Origin of the sequence: Borrelia parkeri, from assembly GCF_023035815.1 — a bacterium.
Taxonomy (GTDB): Bacteria; Spirochaetota; Spirochaetia; order Borreliales; family Borreliaceae; genus Borrelia; species Borrelia parkeri.
The window spans coordinates 786,033-809,928 of record NZ_CP073159.1 but is presented as its reverse complement, the minus strand read 5'-3'; the positions used below and the strand labels follow the sequence as shown (position 1 = coordinate 809,928).

The window sequence follows — 23,896 nt, the reverse complement described above, 5'->3', positions numbered from 1 at the left end:
ATAATACTAAAAGACTAAGAAATAAATTCTTCAAGCTCAAGTCTAGTTGTAACAATTTTAAAGACAAGACCATATTTCATTGCAGATTCACTACCTAACCAAAAATCTCTATCGGTATCTTTTTCAACCTTATCAAGTTCCTGTCCCGTCTCTTTTGCAATAATATCATTAAGTTCACTCTTAACTTTATTAAGTTCATTTGTATAAATTTCAATATCTGTAGCAACTCCTTTAAAACCACTTAAAGGTTGATGTAATAAATATCTCGCATGAGGCAAAGAAAACCTACTCTTTGAATCTGCAGCCAAAAAAATTAAAGCACCAGCACTTGCCACAAGTCCAACTCCAATTGTAAAAACCTTAGGCTTTACAAAACGTATCATGTTAAAAATAGCAAACCCAGCATCAATATCACCACCCTCCGAGTCAATGTAAACAAATATCGGTTTATTGCAGTCCGATGCTTCTAAAAATAATATTCTTTCCTGAAATAGCTTAGAAGTATCTTTATTAATCTCTCCTGTAATAACTATTGATCTACTCTTTAATGCAAACTCCAATGATTGCTGTATTTCTGTTTGCATCTTCATATCTTTAAAATCCATAAACTTACCTTTTCAACAAATATAATGTGATACATATTATAATTAAAAACAAAAGGTTTTTAAATGTCCCCATCAACATATGACAGACATATCACTTAAAGATCGATCAATATTTGAAAAAAAACAAGCTAACAATTCTAATAATGAAAGATTTGAGAATAAATTACAAATAAATTGCTTACTCAAAAGTAATTCTTTAAAATTACAAAGAAAACAGAACTTAAAAAAAGGAATATTTAAATGGAATATGAATTTGCAATCATTGGTGGTGGCATTGCTGGGAGTACTTTAACTTATGAAATACTTCAAAGAAAAAAAAGTGTGATTCTATTTGACAATGGAGCTGAGAAAGCAACAACCGTAGCAGGAGGGCTTATCAACCCTATTATGGGAAGAAAAATGAACATTGCTTGGAGAGAACCTGAAATTTTCACATTTGCAATTCAATACTACAAAGAAATGGAAAAAAATATTAACTGTGATTTCTTAAAAGAAAATCTTATTTTTAGACCATTTACCACAAAAACACAAAAAGATGAACTGATTTCAAAAATCAAAAATAATGAAAATATAAAAGACTTCATCACGGAAATAAAAAATGGAAAAGTACACGATTTTTCCAATGACAATGATGGAGGCATACTAATAAAGGGTGCAATAATGAACACAAATTTATATATACAAACCCTTAAAAAGTACTTTATAAAGTATAACGCATACATAGAAGCAGAAATTAATGAAGATGAAATTAAAATAAATGACAAATCTTTTATAATTAATGAATTTAAATTCAAAAAATTAATATTGACAAGAGGATACAAAGAAAAAAATGCAAGGCTTTTTTCATATCTTCCATTCAAACTAGCAAAAGGAGAAATACTGATAATAGAAATACAAGGATTAAATCTTAAAGAAATTTATAATAGACATGTATCCTTAATACCTTTACAAGATAACAAGTTCTACCTTGGCGGAACTTACGAATGGCAAACGTTAGATACAAGCACAAATGAATGGGCAAAAAAAGAATTATTAAACAAGCTTAAAAAGATTACAAACCTAAATTACAAAGTAATACAACACAAAGCGCACATTAGACCCTCTACACTTGACCGAGAACCCTTTCTTGGTGAACATCCAAAATACAAAAACATATTTATATTAAATGGATTTGGAACAAGAGGAATATCAATGTCAGCATATTTATCCAAAAAGATTTTAGATTATATTGAAAATAAGTCTAATATTCCAACTTATTATGATATTAAAAGATATGAAAATTTATATAATTTCTTAAAATAGACAAAATATCCTACAACTTCATCTTCTTTAAATTTTTATTTCAATAAATAATTTTCACTTGAAATATTTCTAAATTTACAAAAAAATAATATAATATCCAAGTGTACAAAAAATTAAAATCTAATAATCAAAATAATATTTACCTACCCTTTATCAAGATAGAGATTCTACATAAAATATCAAGGAGCATGTATTATTAAATTAAAAAATAATTTTAAAATAATAAAAGATACCAATATAAATGCCATGCTCACTTTCAAAACCAGTTTTGGAACGTATCTTTGCACATTGCTAACAAAAAAATTTTGGGAGATTATTTTTGAACTTTAATATCAATATTCTTGGCACAGGAGGAACAAGACCACTACACAACAGATATTTAACTTCTGTTTTAATAGAATACCATGGTGAAAGCTTTCTCTTTGACTGCGGAGAAGCTACTCAAATGTCTCTTAGAAAACAAAAAATATCATGGCAAAAAATCAAAATGATTTGTATTACACACTTACATGCCGATCACATCACAGGTTTACTTGGAATAGTAATGTTGATGGCACAAAGTGGCAATACAAGGAAAGAACCTTTAACCATCATTGGACCTACTGGCATCAAAAAATATCTAGAAACAAACATAGAACTTTTACGAGTACATAAAAATTATGACATAATATACAAAGAAATAATAATTAATAAAACAGAATCAATTTTATATGAAGATAAAAAGAAAAGAATAGAATATATAAAACTTAAACATTCAATAGACTGTATTGGATATCTATTTATAGAAAAAAATAAGCCTGGAAAATTTGATACCCAAAAGGCAGAAAGTTTAAACATACCAAAAGGACCTATTAGAAAAAACTTACAGGAAGGACATGAGGTAATACTTAATGAAAAAAAAATATTACCTTCTGATATACTAGGAGAGCCGCAAAAAGGCCTAAAATTTGCATATATTACAGACACGGCTTACTTTGAAGAACTAAGCACACATATCAAAAACTTTAATCTAGTAATTATTGAGAGTACATTCAAAAACGAATTAAAAGAGGAGGCTAAAAAAAAATTGCACTTAACAGCAAAATTAGCAGCAAAAATTACAAAAGAAGCAAAGGTACATCAAACAGGACTGATCCATTTTAGTGAAAGATATACACTAAATAAAGATCTATTCGAGTTACTAGACGAAGCAAAACAAGAATATCCAAATGGAGAGATATTTTTAACAAAAGATGGAATGAGACTTAAAGCAAATAAAGATAAATTTATTATAAAATAATAGTACTTAAGGAGATATCATATGATAAATGTAAAGAATATCACTAAAACATATGGCTCATTTACAGCTCTCTTTAATGTTAGCTTCAAAGTTAACGAAGGAGAGGTTCTTGGAATACTTGGTCCAAATGGAGCAGGAAAATCGACATTAATCAAAATTCTAACATCATTTCATTATCCAAATAAGGGCAATGTAAAAATCTTTGGCAAAGATATTACAGAAAATTCAAAAGAAATATTGCAAAATGTAGGATACATACCTGAAAAACTGGCTCTTTATCCCGAATTATCTGTTAAAGAGTATTTAAATTTTATATCAGAAATTAAAGGTGTTAAAAATCCAAAAAAAGAAATAGATAAGGCAATAGGTATTTTTAAGCTTGAAGGTGTCCAAAATAAACTAATATCTGCACTATCAAAAGGATTTAAGCAAAGAGTAGGCATAGCTGGTGCTATAATCAATAATCCCAAACTTGTAATACTTGATGAACCTACAAATGGGCTTGATCCAAACCAAATTATAGAATTTAAAGAATTTTTAAAAGAACTTACAAAAAGTAGTACAATACTGTTTTCTTCTCACATTTTAAGCGAAGTTGAATCAATTTGTAAAAGAATAATTATTATTAATAATGGAGAAATTATTGCTGATGATACTAAGGAAAATATAGTTAAAAACAGACTTAAAGAAACTGAGCTAGATCTAATTATTTATAAAGATTCTGGAACAACAAAAGAACATTTCAGTAATAATGACATATTTACCTCAATTAAAATAGAAGAGTATGAGACAGAAATAAATGTTTCATTAAGACTTGCACCTGATAAAACTGAAAAAGAACTTTTTAATTATGTTGTAAGTAAAGGAATGATAATAAAAGCAATGATTCCAAAACATGAAAGTTTAGAAAAAATATTTAGTAAACTAACAAAGGAGAAAAAATAATGAAAATAGATCTAAGACAATCCTTAGCTTTGTCAAAAAAAGAATTAAAAGTTTTATTTGGCACACTAACTGCATATGTTGTAATGTTATTTTTCCTAATATTTGTAAATTTTTCTTTTATTTTCTTATCAGGATTTTTTATTAAAGACAATGCATCATTAATGTCTTATTTCTCATCAATGCCTATCATTTTAATGTTAGTGCTTCCAGCTCTTAGTATGGGGGTATTCTCAGAAGAGCATAAAACAGGAAGCATTGAATTACTTTATGCACTACCAATAAGTCCACAAGAGATAGTACTTGGCAAATTTATCACACTTAAGATATTTACATTAATACTTTTTGCTCTCACACTACCACTAACAATAATGACAATTTTTATGGGCGAATTTGACCTTGGTATAATATTTCTTCAATATTTAGGAATAATCCTTTATTCTTACTCAGTGCTTAGCATGGGAGTATTTATATCATCTATTACTAGAAGTCAAATAGTATCTTACATACTAAGTGTGTTTATCTTAATCATAATAGTCTTTTCAGGAAAGTTAGTAATGATATTTGGAAAAGACAATATATTTGGACAAATACTCAACTTTATCTCAATTACTAATCATTTTAGTTACTTTAATATGGGAATATTAAACTTATCAGACTTTATCTATTTTATTACATTTTCAGTTACATTTTTGATGTTAAGTTCATATAGCATAAGATTAAAAAAATGGAGATAATTATTTTATGAAAAATAAACATAAAGAGATTCTAAATTTAACTTTAAATCTTACAATAATATTTTTGCTCTTTTGCAACATATCTATTTTTATTTTTAAAATAGATTTTACTAAAAACAGAGCTTTTACAATTTCTAAAGTTACAAAAGATTTGATTTCAAATGCAAATGAAAACATATATATTACTTACTATAATTCTGCAAGTCTCGGAAATTATTTTGCATTTCCAGAACAAATAAAAAACTTTCTAACAAGCTTTGCCGATTCTTCAAGCGGAAAAGTAATTTATAGGGAAATAGATGCAGACAAATTAACCACTCCTTTAGAACAAATTGGAATTTCATCACAACAAATAGATCTAAGAGAAATCAATCAACTTTCAATACTCAAAATATATTCAGGAATTGAAATAATTTATGAAGGCAAACGTGAGGTACTCCCAATAGTAACAGAAATTAGCAACTTAGAATATGATCTTGCAAGCAGCCTGGATAAGCTAATAAATAATACAAAAAAAGTATTAGGACTTGTGTTTGGAGATGCCAAATTAAAAGCAACACACAAAAATTTCATAGAAATAATGCAGAAAGCTTTCAAAACCGAAGTTAAAGAAATAAACCCCAATAATGAAGAATTAAAAGACATAAATGGATTATTTATAATTGGCTCTAAAGAAATAAATGGGGAGACTTTGAGAAAAATTGACGAATTTATTGTCAATAACGGAAAAGTCTTACTTACTACAAGTAAAATTGATTATAATCCTCAAAGCCCATATACCACAACTTCAATCAAATCCGAACTTTTTAATCTAATTGAAAGCTACGGCATCAAATATAATGATAATATTATCCTTGATAAAAGAGCACCAAGTCTTTTTTTAGGGGGCAATTTTCAAACTTACTACCCATGGATCTTGATTGATAAAAGTAATATCATAGATCTCGGTAATCCCTTACTTAAAAATTTCTATGATGCCATAATTCCTTGGAGTAATTCAATAGATCTGATAGAAGCTAAAGACAATAGCGATATAAAATATTTACCCCTATTTGCAAGCTCTAAAGAATCTTGGCAAGTTAATGATGAAGAAGTTGCAAGCATAGCTATGCATTCATTTAACGTTCCAAAAACCTTTAACAAAGAAGATAAGCAAAAAATTCTTGGATATTCGGTTGAAGGACAAATTAAAAGTTTCTATAAAGATAAAAAATCTGAAAATTCAAAAATAATTTTATTAGGCTCAAGCATGATATTTAGTGATTATATGTATAATGGTTCGCCCTCAAACTTTGAACTTGCCGGAAGAATTTCTGATTACTTGATGCAAAAGGAAGCGTTTTTTAGCATTAAATCAAGAGAAGTACGTTCAAAACTAAATTTTATAAATTCATCAAAAGAAATGTTAAATGCAAAATTTTCATTAATAATCATAAATTTAATTATATTGCCTATAGCAATAATAATATTTGGACTTATTAGATTTACCAAAAAAAGAAGAATCAACTAATCAAGGAGAGTTTATGGAAAATAAAAAAATGTTGCTAGGAATGAAAGAAAACATAAAAATAGTAATAATTATAATATTAATATCCACATTTTTGTTAGGAATAATATTCTCCAATCAAAATCAAGTTGCAAGGCTTCTAGAAGAAAAATTTTTTGCAGTCGATTTCAATCAAACTGCAAAAATCGAGACAGAACTTGACGGAATAATTACAAAATCGGGAAAAGGTTGGGAACTTCAATATAACGACATAAAACTTCCAATTGATAACAAAAAAGTCAACTCTATGATCCAAGATCTAGAAAAACTTCAAAAAAATCAACTTGTAAGTAGAGATCCAAAAAAACATAAAGAACTAGGAATAAAAGAAAAGCCAGATTTTAAATTCTTCGACGATAAAAATAATTTGCTAACAGAAATATTTATTGGAAATTCAGATGAAGGAGATTCAAGATTATCTTACATAAAAAGCAGTGATTCAAACGTATATTTAACAAACAATATCTTCTTACCTTACAAAGGTAACTCTTACAATACATTCTCAAATACTAAACTTTTTGATGAACAAAACACAAAAATAGAACGTCTATCTCTCAAAGTATTAAATAAGCCAAAAAAAACTGAAGAAGATACAATACACAATGATTATAATATATCTATTCAAGACGGTCTTTACTTCTTCAATAAAGAAGTATTACGCAAAGAAAGGCTCTTACAAATGATCCAAGAATTTACAACAGATGGTCTTGAAATAGATAAAACAAAAATTAACGACTATGATCTCCAATATAATATCGAAATACAATGGAATAACAAAGGTGTCAATAATATTGATGTTTATTTCAATAAAGATGAAAAAAACAAAGACATCCTACTAAAGAGAGATAATGATGTATATTACCATATCACTAACAAGTGGACTTTCTTCGACATATTCAACTTAGAGAAAAAGATAAAAATCAAAGATAATGATCCTAATGAAGCTAATCTAAAAGATAACAACGAGCATCATGATCCCCACCATTAATATCTCGATATATGCAATATAAAACAAAAACAGAAAAACAAAAATAGGCAAGAGATATTACAAAGAGATAAAAATGTAAAATGTATAGTATCCTGCTCTTTGGCAGGATATTATAATATACAACTAAACTAACAAGGGCATTATTATTCAATTCAAAATTGACTTTAATTTTTTTTATAAAAACACTATTTTTAAGAAAAGTCGGTTCTAATTTATCACTCAGTTTATAAATTGAATCATCTTTTGATTTATAAATCAACATTCCACTAACCGATGAGAGTAAATAATAAGAATTAACCAAATCATTATCAAATAAAGTTTTATCGAAATAATTTTCTAAATCTAAATCCTTAAAAAATTTTATATTATATGACTTTACATCATCTATTAAATCATCAAAATCAAAATCAATCTGATTTAAAAATTTATTAATGAAATAAAAAAAAGTTAAAAATAAAAATAAAACCGAAGCAACAAAAAACAAAAAATAATATCTAATTAAATAAATAGCCCTACTCTCTTACTAGTAAACGCTTAATTTTTTGTAAAATCTCATATTCTTTTTTAATTTTAAAACTATTACCCTTAGGACTAGACGCAAGATCGCTTTCCAATTTACTAATAAAACTAATTAATGCAACCCGTTCTTTATCACTCAACTTAATCTTACTCAAATAATCATTGTCATTAAACTTATTTATTATAGTCTCAACATCAGAAAAACTAAAATCGGAAGCATAATTATCATCTCTGATCTCTTGCCCCTTTAAAGAATATGAATTCAATTCTTCATCCTGCTCCAACTTTTCTTCCAAATCACTTACCTCAGAATCATAAAGATTGTCTTCTTCAAAATCTTCAATACAACATTGCAAGTCTACACAATTTAAATCTGCCTTTAACACATCTTCAAAATTATCAAGCTTTTTTAAACCAGAAGAAATATTATCAATTTCTTGATTTTGTCTCAAAGAACCATTATCAACAACAACATCTCTTTTACGCAAAGATGCATCATCACTCAAATTTATATCCACACTATCAATTTCATGAATAGCAATATCATTAAAATTACTTAAATCTTCATCTTCTTCCTTAAATTGTTCGCTATTTAAATCTTCTAAGCTTTTGTCTAAATATTCAATTTTATTTAAACTATCACCCAAAGAATAATTATGATCTCTCAAATTATCTTGCTCATAAGATGAAACATTCTCTTCCTCTACACTTTCTACATTGGAGAATTCTTCATCAAGGACAAAATTACCTAAATGAGCACTATTTTTTACCTCTAAGGCAACATTAACAGAACTTTGATCAACTATAGGTTCTCTTAAAATTTTATCATCTCCATCTAAGTTTGTCACCAAATCCTGAACCTTACTATCATCTCCATTAACAACATTAGCTAAACCAAGAGAAGAAGACTCACTAAACAAATCATTATCCTGGGATGTAGTAAAATTAATACCCACAGGCTCTATATCTTCTTTATCTTTTTTATTAGATAACGAATCAACAACATTACGAGTATTACTCTCTGCATTTGAAGACAAAGTATGATCGATATTCACACTACTAGATTCATCTTCAAGAGTTTTGTCAAAAGAAATACCTATATCTGCATCATTATCCGATTTATTGCTACTACTAAAACTTTTTTTGTTATCCCTTGAAATTTCATTAAGTCCTTCAAGTAGAGCATCTAGCTCTTCTTGATCAAGTGAAACATTTGGTAAATTATTTTCTTTTCTTACTAATTCACCAAACTCATTATCTTTAACATTAGTATCATTCTGAAAATTCATAAGATTCATTGTTTTCAAATTAGAATTATCAAGTTCCTCAAGAGAACTCAAACTACGCCCAAGTATTTCGCCTTCAACCCTTGAAATACGACCTTCAACTTTTTTTAAATAATCAACTAACTCACCATGTCTTTGTTTTAAAGAACAATCAAGTTGTAATAATTTTTCATCTAAAAGATCTTTAATCTCCTCAGAACGCAGAGAAATAATTTTACCATTAACTGAATGCTGTAAAAACACACCATCTATATCAAAATCAACTTCTCTAGGACCCTCCTTGATAAAAAAAGAATTTTTATGATTTGTCATATTAAAAAGTTCTTCTCCAAATCTATTAAACAAAAATTATTACAAGTGTATAGTCAACAACTATACACTTGTAAATATAATATATTAAAGATATAATTACAAGGTAATATGTCTTTAACAAAAAAAATTATGCTATCTATTTATACAGGAATAATAAGTTATTTCATAATTACACCAATCTTTGGAGAAACAGGGATTATTAATTACAACAAATTAAATAGTAATCTAATTTTAATGAAAAACCATACTGAAAAATTAAAAGAAATACAAAAAGATTTAACAACAAAGTATATTAACTTGCAAATATCTAAACCAACAATTCTAAAAGAAGCTAGTAAATTAGGATATTATCCAAAAAATTCCATAATCATAAAGAATCTTGATGAAGATGAAAATTACTACCAAGGCAATTTTTTAAATATAAAACACACATCAGAAAACAAAAATATAGGCAAAAATTTTTACTTAATATCAATAGTAATTTCACTGATATTTTACTTTTTATTAAGTTATCTAGACAAAATAAAATTCTTAAATAAAGTAAAATAAAAGGAGATAGAGTTACAGCTGCATTTATTCTAAAAAATATATTATATATGTTGCTTAATGCTATTATATCAACGTTTTTTTGCATATCATTGCTAAACATATTTTCGAACAATAATAATTCAAATATCCCATTTATACAAAAGAATATATTTAAAGATTATTTAGAATACATTGGAATACTTAAGAGCATCGAAAGCTATAAATTAATATACGACTTTGATCCAAACATCCCCCTAAGCAAAGATCATTTTGTTAAACATATTGTAAATAACTTATACATAGTTTATGAAACAAAGTATAAAGGAGTAATATGGGGAAAACCTCACAATTCCCCTCTTACAAACGGCAAATCGTCAATGAGCACAATTTTTAGCAAAATGAAAAACACATTAAAAATATCAATACCAGGTATCGTACTGTCTTATGTAATATCCATTTTTTTTATTATCATTTGGACTTTATTTATAAAAAATAAAATTTTAAATAATATTTTAGAATACATAATGTTATTCTTACATTCACTACCAAGAAATCTGACTGTAATATTAATCGTTTCTCTACTATACTATCTAAAAGTAAATCCAAAAAATTTAATAATAGGTGGATTTGCATGGTTTTTTTCATTTTTCATATTTAATGCTGTCATTTTTAAACAATCACTAGACAAAAATTTATCCGAATTTTATATAATATCTGCAAAATCAAGGGGAATAAAAAATTTTAAAATAATAACAGTTCATGCATTAATTCCCTCCTTAGTTCCATTAATTACCAATCTTAGACCTACTCTCGCAACAGCTTTCTTTGGTTCATCTTTCATTGAAATAATGTTTGGAATTGATGGAATTGGAACTCTAACAATTAATGCAATAAAAAATAATGATTATATTGTCTACAGAGATTTGTTATTCGTCGGTGTATTTATTATGCTCATACCAAATTTAATAACAGATATTGTAACATATAATATTAATCCTTATAAGGACGTATTAGAATAATGTATAAATTCAAAAAACTATATGTTATAGTATTAGGAATCTTCATCTCATTTTTAATGATAACTCCTAAGTTAATTAATGAAGGTTCAAAATTTGCAATATACAAAAAAGATCCAAATAAAACATACATTCATACAATAAACAAACTACCTCAAACACCAACAGCCTCACATCCTCTAGGAACGGATAAAATGGGCAGAGATATATTGGCAAGACTAATACTTGCCACTAGAAACTCTATTTTACTTGCTTTTAGTTATGCAGCAATTTCTGCAATAATTGGAATTTTTATAGGAATAATAATAGGAAACTTAAAATTTAAAACTTGTTTGATAATTTCAAAACCAATAGAAGCACTACAAACAATACCATTTTCTTACATATTAATGCTAATTTTTTACTACTTTGCAAAACAAAAAAATTATAACATATTAGAAGTTTCATTCACTTTAGCCTTAATACACGGATGGATCAAATTTTCATTCATAACAAGAAATAACACACTACTAATTAAAAACCTTGATTATGTGTATGCAAGCAAGATTATGGGTGCAAGTCAATTTAGAATAATCATATATCACATATTTCCGGAAGTTTTAGCATCAATATCATCAATACTTCCCCTCCAAATCTCAAAAAGTCTAACTACCTTTGAAGTAATAAATTTTTTACAACAAGAAGATAAAAGCTCCTATCCAAGTCTTGGAGAACTTTTAGGATATATAGAAATGGGAAGAGAATACTTTTGGATATGGGCAAAACCCCTAATCATATTACTAATCATTAACATTATACTAACATCAATAAGTTTAAAACTTAAAAAACATATGAAATCTTTCATTTCATCATAAAACTACAATTAAACAAGTCTTGGTGCAAATTTCTCTAAAAAACAATTCTTGCAAGTCTTACTACGTGAAGTACAAATAGCTCTTCCATGCTTATTAATAGCCATAGAAAATTTATATTGCTTATCATAAGGTATTTTACTCTTTAAATCTAATTCAATTTTTAAAGGTGTTCTTTCAAATGTAATTCCATGTCTGATAACAACCCTACTAAAATGAGTATCTACAATTATAGCTGGCTTATCATAAACAACTCCAAGAATAACATTAGCGGTTTTCCTACCTACTCCTGGCAAAGACACAAGATCAAAAATATTATTTGGAATAATACCTTTAAAACTTTTTAAAACCATTCGTGCACAGTTTATAATATTCTTAGATTTATTTGAATAAAATCCTAACTTATAAATTAAGTTTTCAACATTTATCAAATCAGCATTCGCCAAACTCTCAAAATCCCCATATCTTTTAAAAAGCTCAGGTGCAACCTTATTGACCATATTATCAGTCGTCCTTGCGCTCAAAATTACCATTATCAAAAGCTCGTAACTATTTCTGAAAGTTAAAAAAGGTTTAACATCTGGATATCTGGATAGAGTCTCATCTACAATTAAATCAATATCAAGCATAAAATAATTATAAAACATACACAATTTTAACAAAATACAAAGTAATAATATTTTTATTGACAAGGGGTTTTCAACATGATATACTCAATTTTAGGCTCAAAAGCGCTAATAGCTCAACTGGACAGAGCAACAGACTTCTAATCTGTAGGTTTTAGGTTCGAGTCCTAATTGGCGCGTAACTTTTTCGGGACATGGCCTAGCGGCTAAGGCACCTGCTTTGGGAGCAGGGGATCGTGAGTTCGAATCTCACTGTCCCGACTGTTTCTATAATAATATAAAGGAAGAACAAAATTTTGTTCTTCCTTTTTCAATTACTTAAACAATGTTTAATCAAAAAAATAATTTAAGATACTTTTTTTAAAGTATTTAGATCCAAAATAATAATCTTTTTAGATGCATCTTGCAAATAAACATGACCTGCATTAACAGTAAAACTTGTAAATGGCAAAACTTCATCCTCTGATAAAATAAACTCACTCAAGTCTCTTGAAGAAAATTTTGCTAATTTCCAAACATTTTTATCCTTAACAACTACCAAAATCATTTTTGAATCAACAAAAAGAGAAGAATCTCTACTTAACTCAAAGTTTGCTTCAGATTCAACTTTTAAATTTTTTGTTTTATTAAGCAACTGAAGCTTTGCAACACCTGAACAAAGTTTGATAGCTACAAAATCATCTTCTCTCTCATAAATTCCATACCTTCTAATACCATACTGAGAAGTTTTCTTATCCAATTGGTCTTTATCTGAGTCAATTAACCTAAGAACTCCTAAATTCGTATTGGGATTTAAAACCTCTAAAAACACAGGTTTATGATTTTCATTTTCAAGAGATAATTTATCTACAGCTTCTTGTTGACCCAACTGATCTTTAGAATTTAAAGGCTTACTGGACAAGGGCTTATTAGATCGATTATTTGAAACACTAGAAGTGCTCTTAGGAGTATCAGCAGTAGCTCTCTTAAGTTGTTTTTTCAACTCTTCAGCTGACTTCAATTTTGTATCTTTTGCTGATGAGCTTACTTCCCCGGTTTTTGGCAAATTTCTATCTTTTTTAACTATATTTTTTTGTTTATCTAATTTTTTCTGTGACTTCTTAAGACTTCCTGTCTTATCCTTTAAAACATTCTTCTCGACTATCTTATCATCATTAATTTGCTTTTTAATATCTGTCTTTTCAACATCATCAGTAGCCTTCTCAAGTTGCTTTTTCAACTCTTTAGCCGACTTTATTTTTTCATCTTTTTTTGATGAACTTACTTCCCCAGGTTTTGGCAAATTCTTATCTTTAACTGCCTCCCTTTCAATTATCTTATCATCAATCTGCCTCTTAATTTCTTCCTTCTCAGCATCATCAGTAACCTTCTCAAGTTGTTCTTTCAAATCTTCAATAGTTTCAGTTAATTGCAATTTTTCATCTACTTTTGGCGAAATTATGTCCCCAGGCTTTGGCAAATTCTTATCTTTGTTCTCCTTATCAATACTTTCTTGTATTTTATCTTTAACTATATCCCTTTGCCTATCCAATCTTTCCTGAGAACTATCTAATTTTTTTTGTGACTTCTTAAGCCCTTTTGTCTTATCCTTTAAAATATTCCTCTCGACTATTTTATCATCAATTTGCTTCTTAATACCTGTCTTTTCAACATCATCAGTAGCCTTCTCAAGTTGCTCCCTTAAATTATCAATAGTCTCGGTTAATTCATCATCAATGCTTCTCAAAGTAACAGACTCAATATCAATTTTTTCCTGATCAACATCACGAATTTCATCCTGTACATCGGTTAGATCTCTTGCAAAGTCCGTACCAACTTCTTCATTTTCACTTAAAAGAGATATTACCACCTTTTCTGTAACTATTTTGTCAAGATCAACATCTGATTCAATGTTGCCTGATAAAATATTTCTCTTAAGAGGAATAAAAATATGAGTCTTCCCAGCCCATTGGCTATAAACTCTTGAGAGTCCTACATTATGCTTACTTAAATCTTTAAGGGCAGGTTGAATATAGGAATCACTATAATACTCCAAATCACCTCGATAAGTAGCATTATATATTGTAATAGCTTTAGCAAGTAATTCTGCACTCTCTTTATTGTAACTAAAACCTTCCATTAAATACCCTATTAGTATTTTTCTAAGATTTAAAATACTATCAAGAGAAGATCTCTCACCAATAATAAAAACATCTGAACTACTCTTTTCATCCTCACTGTCAATATACCTATTAACATAATATTTATTGTAATAATTAGATTTGTTATTGATTAAATTCCTAGCTAAAAATTCACCAATACCTACTATTTGCTGATAAGTATCTGTAGAATCATAAGGACCCCGATAATTAACAAATTCAAGATCCATATTAACAAAATCTTTCAACTTTTTCTTATCAACTTCTCTAGCATGAAAAGTAAAAACATTTAAAAAGATGAATAAAAAAATAAAAAGTACCCGTATTCTTTTCATAATAAAATTCTCCCATAGTCAATTATAAACCCTATTATTAACTAAATCAGCATAAATTAAACATCAATTCTAACACACTATAATAAGATGTATTTAACAAATCATAACATAAAACTAACAACAAAATGAATCAAAGCGCTATAATAATTTCATTAACACACTGATTAATTTTGTCAGAAAAATTTTGTCGCTTTATAAATTTCAAAAGAGTTAAATATTTATTTCTATACTTTTTAAGATTATCCTCTGTAGAATTCAAAATTATCTTGCGCAAGCTTAGAAGAACAGCATAAGCTATCTCTAAACTGCCCTGATAATTCAATATTATATACTGAATATAATTATACACAAGTTCATCTTGCCCATAATAATATTCAAACTTAGCAATACTTTCAACCAATTGAATTACATTGCTAATATCCTTTTCTTCAATCGCCATATTAATAAAATTCTTAACTGAAGCTGCATCATCAACATATATGAAATACTTATAAAGTTGCCCCCTTTGAGCTATTCTATCAATTCCATTTTTTGGAGCAAGCCAATTATTAATAGCTTTTTTATATAAATTCAAATATTTTTTAGGAAAACTACCATATTGAATTACCAGAGAATCTAGAGTACCTAAAAAAGTATCATAAACCCTCCTATTATAGGGAGAATTCAACATTTCATCAAGAGCCAAATAAATATCCTCATGATCTATTAAATATTTTTCGATAAAATCTATCCTATTTTGATGATACCTATTACCTAATGTATGATTCCAAACAATAACATCAAGCTCATCTTTATATTCATAATAATAAGCAGTTAATATCCAATTAAGCCCGCCAGTAGCAATTATTCCAACATTAGCCACAAGCCCCGATATTTCCTTCATACCATCATATCTATCAACCAGGTTGAAATATTCATCAAGAGCTAAAACACCATTTGATTTAATAACAATAAAAAGATTTTTGTTATCATAAAGCACAGCTTCCTTAAGCTTTAAAGATAAATTTTTAGAAAACATAAGTTCAAAGTTTTTACTTAAATTAAAAAAAACCCCATTATCAGACACTGCAACATATTCTCCATTAAACTTTTCAAATAAAAAATTAATAGGATAGTTCAAACTAATAAAATTTAACATATCACCAAAATCACTATCATACACAACGATATCTCCAGATTGATATCCAACAATTATCTCATTATTAGTACTTATCATTAATACATTGGGAAAAGACATAAGAGAAGCACTCCATATTTTCTCTCCCTCAGGATTAAAAGCAAACATTCTATAATGTTCATTTGCAATATAAAAATTACCATTTTCAAGAACAACAGAAGAAGTCACTGCCTTTCCTTCTATATTCACCTCAAAAATTTTCTGACCATCACCAAGTCTTAAAGCAATAACTCTCTCATCAGCCTGAGGAATTAAAATATAACCATTCCCCATTGAAGGAGCTTTTATAGGAGAAGCATCTAAACTATATCTCCATATAAGCTTTCCTCTTCTAATCTTTTGAACTTCATTACGTCCTGTAATAACATAATATCCACTACCAAAATCCTTTAATAGGAAGGGATACGGTACTCGATCTAATCTATAAGAATATTTTTTATCTAAAGACATAGTATAAGTTATCAACCACCTATCCTTTGTTAACACTGTAATAGTATTACGTAGCTCATCAAGAATAGGACTTCCTAAAATCTGTCCTGTTAAAGCTTTCTGGAAATAAAGGTTAACATTTGCTGAAAGTGAAAAACAAACACCTAAAAATATAAAAATACAAATATTTAACTTCAAAACAATAAACATCCTGTAATGGTTAAACATATAACTAAAGTTTCAAGCTGGCATGTCCTTCATAAAACTTATCCCTTAATTCCTTAACTTTAGGGTCATCAATATACTCTGAAAAAGTCATAAAACGATCAATTATACCATTAGGTGTAAATTCAATAATCCTATTAGCAACGGTATCAATAAATTGATGGTCATGAGACGTAAATAATACAACTCCTTTAAAATCTCGAAGACCGGTATTTAAAGATGTAATTGCTTCAAGGTCTAAATGATTGGTCGGTTGATCTAATAACAATACATTAGCTCCACTAAGCATTATCTTTGAAAGCATACACCTTACCTTTTCACCCCCTGAGAGGATATTAACTTTTTTTAAAGCCTCATCTTGACTAAAAAGCATTCGTCCCAAAAATCCTCTAATATAAGTTTCATCCTGATCCTTTGAATACTGCCTTAGCCAATCTACCAAACTTAAATCCACACTAAAATATTTTTCATTATCCTTCTTAAAATACGCAAAATTAACAGTACTACCCCATTCATAATGCCCCTTATAATCTCTATCTTCATTGGTAATTACATCAAAAAGAAAACTTGCTGAGATTGGACTGCCTAAAAAAACAACCTTTTGCCCAGGTTCTACAACAATGCTAAACTTGTTTAAAATATATTGTCCTTCAAATTCCTTAGTCAGATTTTTAATTGTAATAACATTTTTTCCAAGATCTCTCTCACTCTTAAAGTTAACATAAGGAAATTTCCTTGAAGATGGTTTAAGATCTTCAACTTTAATCTTATCAATTAACTTCTTTCTTGAAGTTGCTTGTCTAGATTTTGATGCATTACTTGAAAACCTTTGAATAAACGTCTTAAGTTCTGCTATTTTCTCTTCAGATCTTTTCTTAGCATCTTTTAGTTGCTTATTAAGAATTTGACTGGTTTCATACCAAAAATCATAGTTACCAAGATAAACTTGTATTTTTCCATAATCAATATCAACAATATGAGTACAAACTTGATTTAAAAAGTGCCTATCATGTGACACAACAATAACTGTATTTTCAAAATTAATCAAAAATTCTTCTAGCCACTTAATCGATTGAATATCAAGGTTATTAGTAGGTTCATCAAGAAGTAATATATCAGGCTCTCCAAACAGAGCTTGCGCTAAGAGTACCCTTACTTTTAAAGCCCCCTCAATATCTCTCATCAAATTAGAATGAACCGACTCATCTATGCCTAGCCCTTTAAGAAGTACCGCAGCATTAGACTCAGCCTCATAACCTCCAAGTTCGGCAAATTCAGCTTCAAGTTCTCCAGCCCTAATTCCATCTTCATCGCTAAAGTCAGGCTTTTCATAAATTTCATCTTTTTCCCTTTGAACAGCATAAAGCTTTTTGTGACCCATGATCACAGTGTCAATAACCCTAAAATCATCATAAGCAAACTGATTTTGCTCAAGCACAGCCATTCTTTGATTTTTTGCAATTGACACGTCACCCTTGCTAGGTTCAATCGTTCCACCTAAAACTTTTAAAAACGTACTCTTACCTGCACCATTAGCTCCAATTATCCCATAACAATTTCCAGAAGAAAACTTAATATTAACATCTTTAAATAAAATTCTCTCCCCAAATGCAACTTCTAAATTACTTACTGTTATCAAACTATTTTTCCACCTAAATTTGACATTTTATTAAAAGAATTATCTTTAAAATTAGATGAAGTTTCAAGTATTATCTAAATATATTGACTTAATACTTAAATTTTTCGTATATTTATATTATCAAATTAAGGAGATGTTTGAAAATGAAAAATATTAAACCTTTAGCCGATAGAGTTTTAATAAAAATAAAAGAAGCCGAAAGTAAAACAATTTCAGGACTATATATACCAGAAAATGCAAAAGAAAAAACAAACATTGGAACAGTTATAGCTATTGGCTCTAGCAAGGAAGACATTACTGTTAAAGTCGGAGATACAGTGCTTTATGAAAAGTACGCTGGAGCTGCTGTCAAGATTGAGGAAAAGGAACACTTAATTCTAAAAGCAAAAGAGATAATAGCTATTATAGAAGAATAAAATAACAGAGAAACTAAACTTAAGCTTTAGTTTCTCTTAAAAAGGCAAAACCTTAAGATGAGCGGTTTACATCCTATTATCCTAGTCAAACAAATCAAATTCAGGTTGATATATGACAATAATAATATCACTTTTAAAAGTAGTAACTTTTTTTTAAAGTGAATTTTTATCAATGAGTAAATCACTCTGTGATTTACTCATTTGTTATTTTACTCATGAACAAATTAATATTTAAAGATAAAACTATATATTCAAGTAAATTTGAAGATATTTATTATAATCCACAATATGGACTTGAAGAGAGTATTTATGTATTCATCAAAGGCTGTGAACTAGATATAGATTTAGCAGAGCTACAAAGTGCAACAATTGCAGAATTAGGATTTGGAACTGGTCTTAATTTCATAGCACTTTTAAAATATTTAAAAGAAAATAACCTCAAAACAAAAATTAATTATTACTCAATTGAAAAATTTCCACTGAAAAAGGAACAAATCAAAAAAGTATCACAATTTTTTAGCAAAGATATAAGTTATTTTAAGACATTGCTTAAAAAATATCCTAACACCCCAACAAAGAACATAAAGTACAAAATAACAAACAATATTAATTTAAAAATCTTAGTTGGAGAGGCTAGAGAAAAGCTTAAAGAGCTACCAAAATATATAGACTACTGGTTTTTAGATGGGTTTAGTCCAAGTAAAAATCCCAAAATGTGGAATAAGGAAATATTCACCATAATTGCAAAAAAGAGCAAAATTGGAGCAAAACTTTCAACATTTTCTGCAGCAAGAATTGTAAAAGATGGATTAAAACTCGCTAATTTCAATTACTCTAGAATAAAAGGATTTAACAATAAAAAACATATGATAAAAGCACAAAAGAAACAATAAGAAGGCAAAATATGAATTTTAAAAACATATCTTAATGATTATACACAAAAACTGTTTCAATAAACGAAATACTAAAAATACTGACCGTCAACGCAATGTAATTACAAGTAACATCACAATTTAAAAGGTTTCCACTATTTTTTTAAATTATGAATATAATTGTTAATTTTTGCAATGAAAGAATCAAATTCTTCTAATTTTGACTTCTCAAGATCAATAATCTCTCCAGGAGCATTTGACAAGAAATCTTGATTTTGAAGCTTTGCCAAAACTAAATGCTTAAGTCTCTCATATTTCTCTAGTTGTTTACCAAGCTTTACAAGCTCTTTATCAATATCTATTAGACTCTTAATATCTGCAAAACTCTCAAAATCAACATTAGGAACCCCTATCATACCAACATAATTCTCATTGTAAAAGATACAATTAAAATTAATAAGCTTCTTTGCAATATGCTCATGATCCTTAAAATATCTCTCGTATTTAAAAGTATCACCAAATCGCAAAGCAACATTAATCTTAATATTAGGAACTATACTAAATTCACTCCTAAGAGTCCTAATTGACACAATAAATTCTTTCAATAAATTAAACCGATGATACTCTTCCTTAAAATCTCTTTGACTAACACACTCAGGATACTTTTCCAAAGCTAATACATCTTGCAAAGACGTAAGCTTAGAATAAATCTCTTCGGTAATAAAAGGTATAAAGGGATGCATAATGAGCAAAGATTCTTTCAAGAAAAATATCAGTTTAGAAATAGTCATATTTTGAAGATTAATATCATTACTATTTAAATTAATTTTACTAATTTCAATGTACCAATCACAAAAATCATTCCAAAAAAATTCATATACTGCTTTAGTAGCCTCATTATACTTATAATTTTTAAAAGCCCAATCTATAACGGCAACAGTTGAATTTAAACTCGTAAGTAACCATTTATCGATATCATCTAACTCAAAATTGTCTAATACTAGCCTACCTTCTAAATTTGATAAAATAAATTTAGACGCATTAAATACTTTATTTAAAAACTTAGCTCCAAACATAAAATCTTTAGTGCCAATATTCAAATCCTGACCTTGCACAGATAAAAATGCAAGAGTAAAACGTAAAGCATCACTTCCATACTGATCGATAATTTCAAGAGGATCTATGCCATTACCTAAAGATTTTGACATTTTTCTACCCTTTTTATCTCTTAAAAGGGGTGTTATATATATATCTTTAAAAGGAACTTGTCCTGTAAACTCAAGTCCTGCCATTACCATTCTTGCTACCCAGAAAAATATTATGTCATAAGCGGTAACCAAAGTATCTGTAGGATAATAATTTTTAAAATCAAGAGTAACTTTTGGCCAGCCAAGAGAAGAAAATGGCCATAACCAAGAAGAAAACCAAGTATCAAGCACATCTGGATCTCTAAAGAATCTTCTGCCCTTATACTCTTCACTTAGAGAAGGATCAAATTCACTAACAATAATCTCTCCTGTTTTAACATCATACCAGGCAGGAATTCTGTGTCCCCAAACCAACTGTCTAGATATACACCAATCTCTAATATTTAATAACCAATGTTTATACGTATTTTCCCACTTTTTAGGATAAAACCTAATCTCACCGTTTATTAAAGCTTGTAAAGCAGCAGCAGCTAATGGTTTCATCCTCACAAACCATTGCTTTGATAAATAAGGCTCAATGATCTCTCCAGATCTATGACAATGCCCAACCTGATGTTTATGATTCTTAACATCTATTAAAAATCCTCTGTCTCTTAAATCTCTCTCTATCTTGTCTCTTGCAACACTAACACTTAAACCTTGATACTCAATTGGAACACTTTCATTAAGTTTTGCATCCTTAGTTAAAATATTTATCTTAGCAAGATCATGCCTTTTTGCAATTTCAAAGTCATTAGGATCATGGGCAGGTGTTATCTTTAAAGCACCACTACCAAATTCCATATCAACATAACTATCTGCTATTATTTTAACCTTTCTATTTGCAATAGGAATTATAACGTCTCTACCAATCAAAGATTTATACCGATCATCACTAGGATTAACAGCAACAGCCATATCTCCAAATATTGTCTCAGGTCGAGTGGTTGCAACTTCAATAAAGTTACCATCATCTAATAAATACTTAATAAAATAAATCTTTCCAATAACCTCTCTGTACTCAACCTCTTCATCACTAACAACACTGCCAGACCCAGGATCAAGGTTGACAAGATATTCTCCCTTATAAATAAATCCCTTATTATATAAATCAATAAAAACCTTATTAACAGCCTGACAAAGCCCAGAATCAAGAGTAAATCTCTCTCTGGAATGATCATAGGAAGCCCCTAGCCTTTCTATTTGATTAACAATTATTTCTCTATGTTTATCCTTTAATTTAAAAATTTCTTCAACAAATTCTTCACGACTAAAATCATCCTTACTTTTCCCAAGATCTCTAAGTTGTTTTTCAAAAACTACTTGGGTTGCAATTCCAGCATGATCTGTCCCAAAAAGCCAAAGAGTATTAGCTCCCTGCATTCTCTTGTAACGAACAAGAATATCTTGCAAAGTAAAATTAAGGGCATGTCCCATATGAAGAATGCCTGTAACATTTGGAGGTGGTGCTACTATACTAAATTTAGGCTCAATCCCATCATTAGGAATAAATACCCCATTATCTAGCCATTTTTTATAAATTCTATCTTCAAAAATCTTAGGATTATAATTTTTTGAAAGTTCATCACTCATTACTTAAGATTATCTCCTATAATATCCATTCGACTTAGATTTTTAAAAAGCTCCTCATAATTACTTGAATTCATAATATTATGAAAATACTCGCTACATCTTTCATCTTCATTAAAATAAATTTTAAAGTACTTCTTAAGTTTATTAAAATCCTTAGTAAGACTCCAAGTAGAATGAAAATCTGTTATATGCAATTTTAATATATTTAATCTAAAATTTAAATTATTACTCAAAAAGTTAGGCAAACCTTTTCTAAATAAGTTTAAATTTCTAAAAATTCCACGACCAAACATTACTCCATCAATAGAATGTTTCTCTACAATTTGATGAGCTTGCTCTAAACTCAAAATATCTCCATTACCAATAATTAATGCAGAAGGATTGATTTGATCCCTAAGATTAACAAGTTTATCAAATACAGAAACATCTATCGAACCTTCACTTTGATTAATAGCAAGCCTGGGATGCACGGTTAACATATCAATACCTAACTTAAGTAAAAATCCTAACCAATCTTCAACCTCAGAATAAAAAAATCCATGTCTTGTTTTAACACTAAGAGACAATCCAAATTTTAAACACGCCTCTTTACTTGCCATAATTATCTCACAAGCCAAAGATTTATTATTAATCAAAGCGGAACAAACTCCCTTTTTAACTATTTTCTTCTTAGGACAGCCCATATTAAGATCAATGCCCCAAAATCCCAAATTACTTAAGATTTCTATTGCTTTAAAAAATTCATCAGGATCATTGCCCCAAATTTGAGCAATCAAAGGTCGATTCAGTTCATCATTTTTTGTCAAAATATGTTGTATTGACTGCTTTGATTTATTTAAAAGACCTTTTACAGAAATAAATTCGGTAAAATAAATATCAGGACCATCCTTTCCATTGCCTATCAAATGAATCAAATTTCTAAAAACAGTATCTGTAACATCTTCCATTGGAGCCAAAATCATAATTGGACGACTCATATTGCTTAAAAAATTCATAAAATAAATATATAATAAGACAACACCATGGTAAAGAAGTGCACAAAATGAATTTTAAAGAAACTAATATACCTTTCAAAAGAATAAAAAAATTCTCAATATCAACTACAGATGGATTTAAGAGCATATTAAAAATTAACAAAAACATAATAATTCTTCTTTATATCAATTTTCATTATTATAAAAATATTCAAATTGCAATAAACAATCATATAAACTTTATGGAAAAATCCCTTGATTAGAGATAATAATGATAATTTGGAGCAATATTGCAAGAAATGAGCTCAATTTATAGCAACTCAAAATTAAATAATTTCACAAATAATATTTATAAAAATATTTTTAAAGAATCA

22 protein-coding genes and 2 tRNA genes are annotated in these 23,896 nt (G+C 28.3%); 15 read left to right on the top strand and 9 right to left on the bottom strand.

Annotated features, from left to right (window positions below; translation table 11 throughout):
- Positions 1-14 precede the first annotated feature (14 nt).
- Positions 15-605 carry an ATP-dependent Clp protease proteolytic subunit gene (locus tag bpSLO_RS03855; RefSeq protein WP_011772690.1) on the bottom strand — a complete coding sequence of 197 codons (591 nt, stop codon included), beginning with the start codon at positions 603-605 and terminating at the stop codon, positions 15-17.
- A 79-nt stretch (positions 606-684) separates the two neighbouring features.
- Here bpSLO_RS03855 and bpSLO_RS03850 point away from each other — a divergent pair, with 79 nt between their 5' ends.
- The 7 genes from bpSLO_RS03850 (at position 685) to bpSLO_RS03820 (ending at position 7,399) form a co-directional block, all read left to right on the top strand.
- Positions 685-897, top strand: coding sequence for a hypothetical protein (locus tag bpSLO_RS03850; RefSeq protein WP_246989804.1), 213 nt, complete (start codon positions 685-687; stop codon positions 895-897).
- Positions 846-1,907 (top strand): NAD(P)/FAD-dependent oxidoreductase, encoded by a 1,062-nt coding sequence (locus bpSLO_RS03845; RefSeq protein WP_025407300.1) that lies wholly within the window; start codon positions 846-848, stop codon positions 1,905-1,907. Before bpSLO_RS03850 ends, bpSLO_RS03845 begins: the two co-directional genes overlap by 52 nt.
- A 319-nt stretch (positions 1,908-2,226) precedes the next feature.
- Positions 2,227-3,186 (top strand): ribonuclease Z, encoded by a 960-nt coding sequence (locus bpSLO_RS03840; protein ID WP_025375736.1) that lies wholly within the window; start codon positions 2,227-2,229, stop codon positions 3,184-3,186.
- A 21-nt stretch (positions 3,187-3,207) separates the two neighbouring features.
- Positions 3,208-4,131 carry an ABC transporter ATP-binding protein gene (locus bpSLO_RS03835; RefSeq protein ID WP_025407301.1) on the top strand — a complete coding sequence of 308 codons (924 nt, stop codon included), beginning with the start codon at positions 3,208-3,210 and terminating at the stop codon, positions 4,129-4,131.
- Positions 4,131-4,865: an ABC transporter permease gene (locus bpSLO_RS03830; RefSeq protein ID WP_025375734.1), complete on the top strand. Its 735-nt coding sequence runs from the start codon at positions 4,131-4,133 to the stop codon at positions 4,863-4,865. The genes bpSLO_RS03835 and bpSLO_RS03830 overlap by 1 nt, the downstream gene beginning before the upstream one ends.
- A 7-nt stretch (positions 4,866-4,872) precedes the next feature.
- The gene (locus bpSLO_RS03825; protein ID WP_025375733.1) at positions 4,873-6,375 is read left to right on the top strand and encodes a Gldg family protein; all 1,503 of its coding nucleotides are present in this window, start codon (positions 4,873-4,875) and stop codon (positions 6,373-6,375) included.
- 13 nt (positions 6,376-6,388) lie between these two features.
- Positions 6,389-7,399 (top strand): DUF4340 domain-containing protein, encoded by a 1,011-nt coding sequence (locus bpSLO_RS03820; RefSeq protein ID WP_025375732.1) that lies wholly within the window; start codon positions 6,389-6,391, stop codon positions 7,397-7,399.
- On the opposite strand, the gene bpSLO_RS03815 is transcribed toward bpSLO_RS03820, so the two are convergent.
- Positions 7,356-7,883 carry a hypothetical protein gene (locus bpSLO_RS03815; protein ID WP_025375731.1) on the bottom strand — a complete coding sequence of 176 codons (528 nt, stop codon included), beginning with the start codon at positions 7,881-7,883 and terminating at the stop codon, positions 7,356-7,358. The two genes, bpSLO_RS03820 and bpSLO_RS03815, sit on opposite strands and share 44 nt — an antisense overlap.
- 28 nt (positions 7,884-7,911) lie before the next feature.
- Positions 7,912-9,516 (bottom strand): hypothetical protein, encoded by a 1,605-nt coding sequence (locus tag bpSLO_RS03810; RefSeq protein WP_025407302.1) that lies wholly within the window; start codon positions 9,514-9,516, stop codon positions 7,912-7,914.
- Positions 9,517-9,624: 108 nt separating this feature from the next.
- On the opposite strand from bpSLO_RS03810, the gene bpSLO_RS03805 reads away from it, so the two are divergent.
- From bpSLO_RS03805 to bpSLO_RS03795, 3 genes are read left to right on the top strand one after another with little or no spacing between them, the layout of a single operon-like run.
- The gene (locus tag bpSLO_RS03805; protein WP_025407303.1) at positions 9,625-10,065 is read left to right on the top strand and encodes a septum formation initiator family protein; all 441 of its coding nucleotides are present in this window, start codon (positions 9,625-9,627) and stop codon (positions 10,063-10,065) included.
- 47 nt (positions 10,066-10,112) lie between these two features.
- The gene (locus bpSLO_RS03800; protein ID WP_025375728.1) at positions 10,113-11,063 is read left to right on the top strand and encodes an ABC transporter permease subunit; all 951 of its coding nucleotides are present in this window, start codon (positions 10,113-10,115) and stop codon (positions 11,061-11,063) included.
- The gene (locus bpSLO_RS03795) at positions 11,063-11,914 is read left to right on the top strand and encodes an ABC transporter permease subunit (protein WP_038447835.1); all 852 of its coding nucleotides are present in this window, start codon (positions 11,063-11,065) and stop codon (positions 11,912-11,914) included. Before bpSLO_RS03800 ends, bpSLO_RS03795 begins: the two co-directional genes overlap by 1 nt.
- Positions 11,915-11,922: 8 nt before the next feature.
- Here bpSLO_RS03795 and bpSLO_RS03790 read toward each other — a convergent pair whose 3' ends face one another.
- Positions 11,923-12,558: an endonuclease III domain-containing protein gene (locus bpSLO_RS03790; RefSeq protein WP_025407305.1), complete on the bottom strand. Its 636-nt coding sequence runs from the start codon at positions 12,556-12,558 to the stop codon at positions 11,923-11,925.
- Positions 12,559-12,642: 84 nt separating this feature from the next.
- Here bpSLO_RS03790 and bpSLO_RS03785 point away from each other — a divergent pair.
- Together bpSLO_RS03785 and bpSLO_RS03780 are read left to right on the top strand one after the other, a co-directional pair.
- Positions 12,643-12,716 (top strand) — tRNA-Arg (locus bpSLO_RS03785).
- 9 nt (positions 12,717-12,725) lie between these two features.
- A tRNA-Pro gene (locus bpSLO_RS03780) sits at positions 12,726-12,798 on the top strand.
- A gap of 85 nt (positions 12,799-12,883) precedes the next feature.
- Here the strand turns inward: bpSLO_RS03780 and bpSLO_RS03775 are convergent.
- The 3 genes from bpSLO_RS03775 to bpSLO_RS03765 form a co-directional block, all read right to left on the bottom strand.
- Positions 12,884-15,010 carry a P83/100 family protein gene (locus bpSLO_RS03775; RefSeq protein ID WP_025407306.1) on the bottom strand — a complete coding sequence of 709 codons (2,127 nt, stop codon included), beginning with the start codon at positions 15,008-15,010 and terminating at the stop codon, positions 12,884-12,886.
- Positions 15,011-15,140: 130 nt separating this feature from the next.
- On the bottom strand, positions 15,141-16,826 hold the full coding sequence (locus bpSLO_RS03770; RefSeq protein WP_432432492.1) for a PQQ-binding-like beta-propeller repeat protein: 1,686 nt from the start codon (positions 16,824-16,826) through the stop codon (positions 15,141-15,143).
- 22 nt (positions 16,827-16,848) lie between these two features.
- Positions 16,849-18,480, bottom strand: coding sequence for an ABC-F family ATP-binding cassette domain-containing protein (locus bpSLO_RS03765; protein ID WP_025375724.1), 1,632 nt, complete (start codon positions 18,478-18,480; stop codon positions 16,849-16,851).
- A gap of 143 nt (positions 18,481-18,623) precedes the next feature.
- Here bpSLO_RS03765 and groES point away from each other — a divergent pair, with 143 nt between their 5' ends.
- Both groES and mnmD read left to right on the top strand, forming a co-directional pair.
- Positions 18,624-18,896, top strand: a complete 273-nt coding sequence (groES, locus tag bpSLO_RS03760; RefSeq protein WP_025375723.1) for a co-chaperone GroES — start codon at positions 18,624-18,626, stop codon at positions 18,894-18,896.
- 215 nt (positions 18,897-19,111) lie between these two features.
- Positions 19,112-19,789, top strand: coding sequence for a tRNA (5-methylaminomethyl-2-thiouridine)(34)-methyltransferase MnmD (gene mnmD, locus bpSLO_RS03755; RefSeq protein ID WP_025375722.1), 678 nt, complete (start codon positions 19,112-19,114; stop codon positions 19,787-19,789).
- Between the two features lie 134 nt (positions 19,790-19,923).
- On the opposite strand, the gene valS is transcribed toward mnmD, so the two are convergent.
- Together valS and bpSLO_RS03745 are read right to left on the bottom strand one after the other, a co-directional pair.
- Positions 19,924-22,548, bottom strand: a complete 2,625-nt coding sequence (gene valS, locus bpSLO_RS03750; RefSeq protein ID WP_025407307.1) for a valine--tRNA ligase — start codon at positions 22,546-22,548, stop codon at positions 19,924-19,926.
- Positions 22,548-23,543 carry a tRNA dihydrouridine synthase gene (locus bpSLO_RS03745; protein WP_025407308.1) on the bottom strand — a complete coding sequence of 332 codons (996 nt, stop codon included), beginning with the start codon at positions 23,541-23,543 and terminating at the stop codon, positions 22,548-22,550. Before bpSLO_RS03745 ends, valS begins: the two co-directional genes overlap by 1 nt.
- Before the next feature lie 47 nt (positions 23,544-23,590).
- Here bpSLO_RS03745 and bpSLO_RS03740 point away from each other — a divergent pair, with 47 nt between their 5' ends.
- Positions 23,591-23,785 (top strand): hypothetical protein, encoded by a 195-nt coding sequence (locus tag bpSLO_RS03740; RefSeq protein WP_025375719.1) that lies wholly within the window; start codon positions 23,591-23,593, stop codon positions 23,783-23,785.
- The last annotated feature ends 111 nt before the right edge of the window (positions 23,786-23,896 follow it).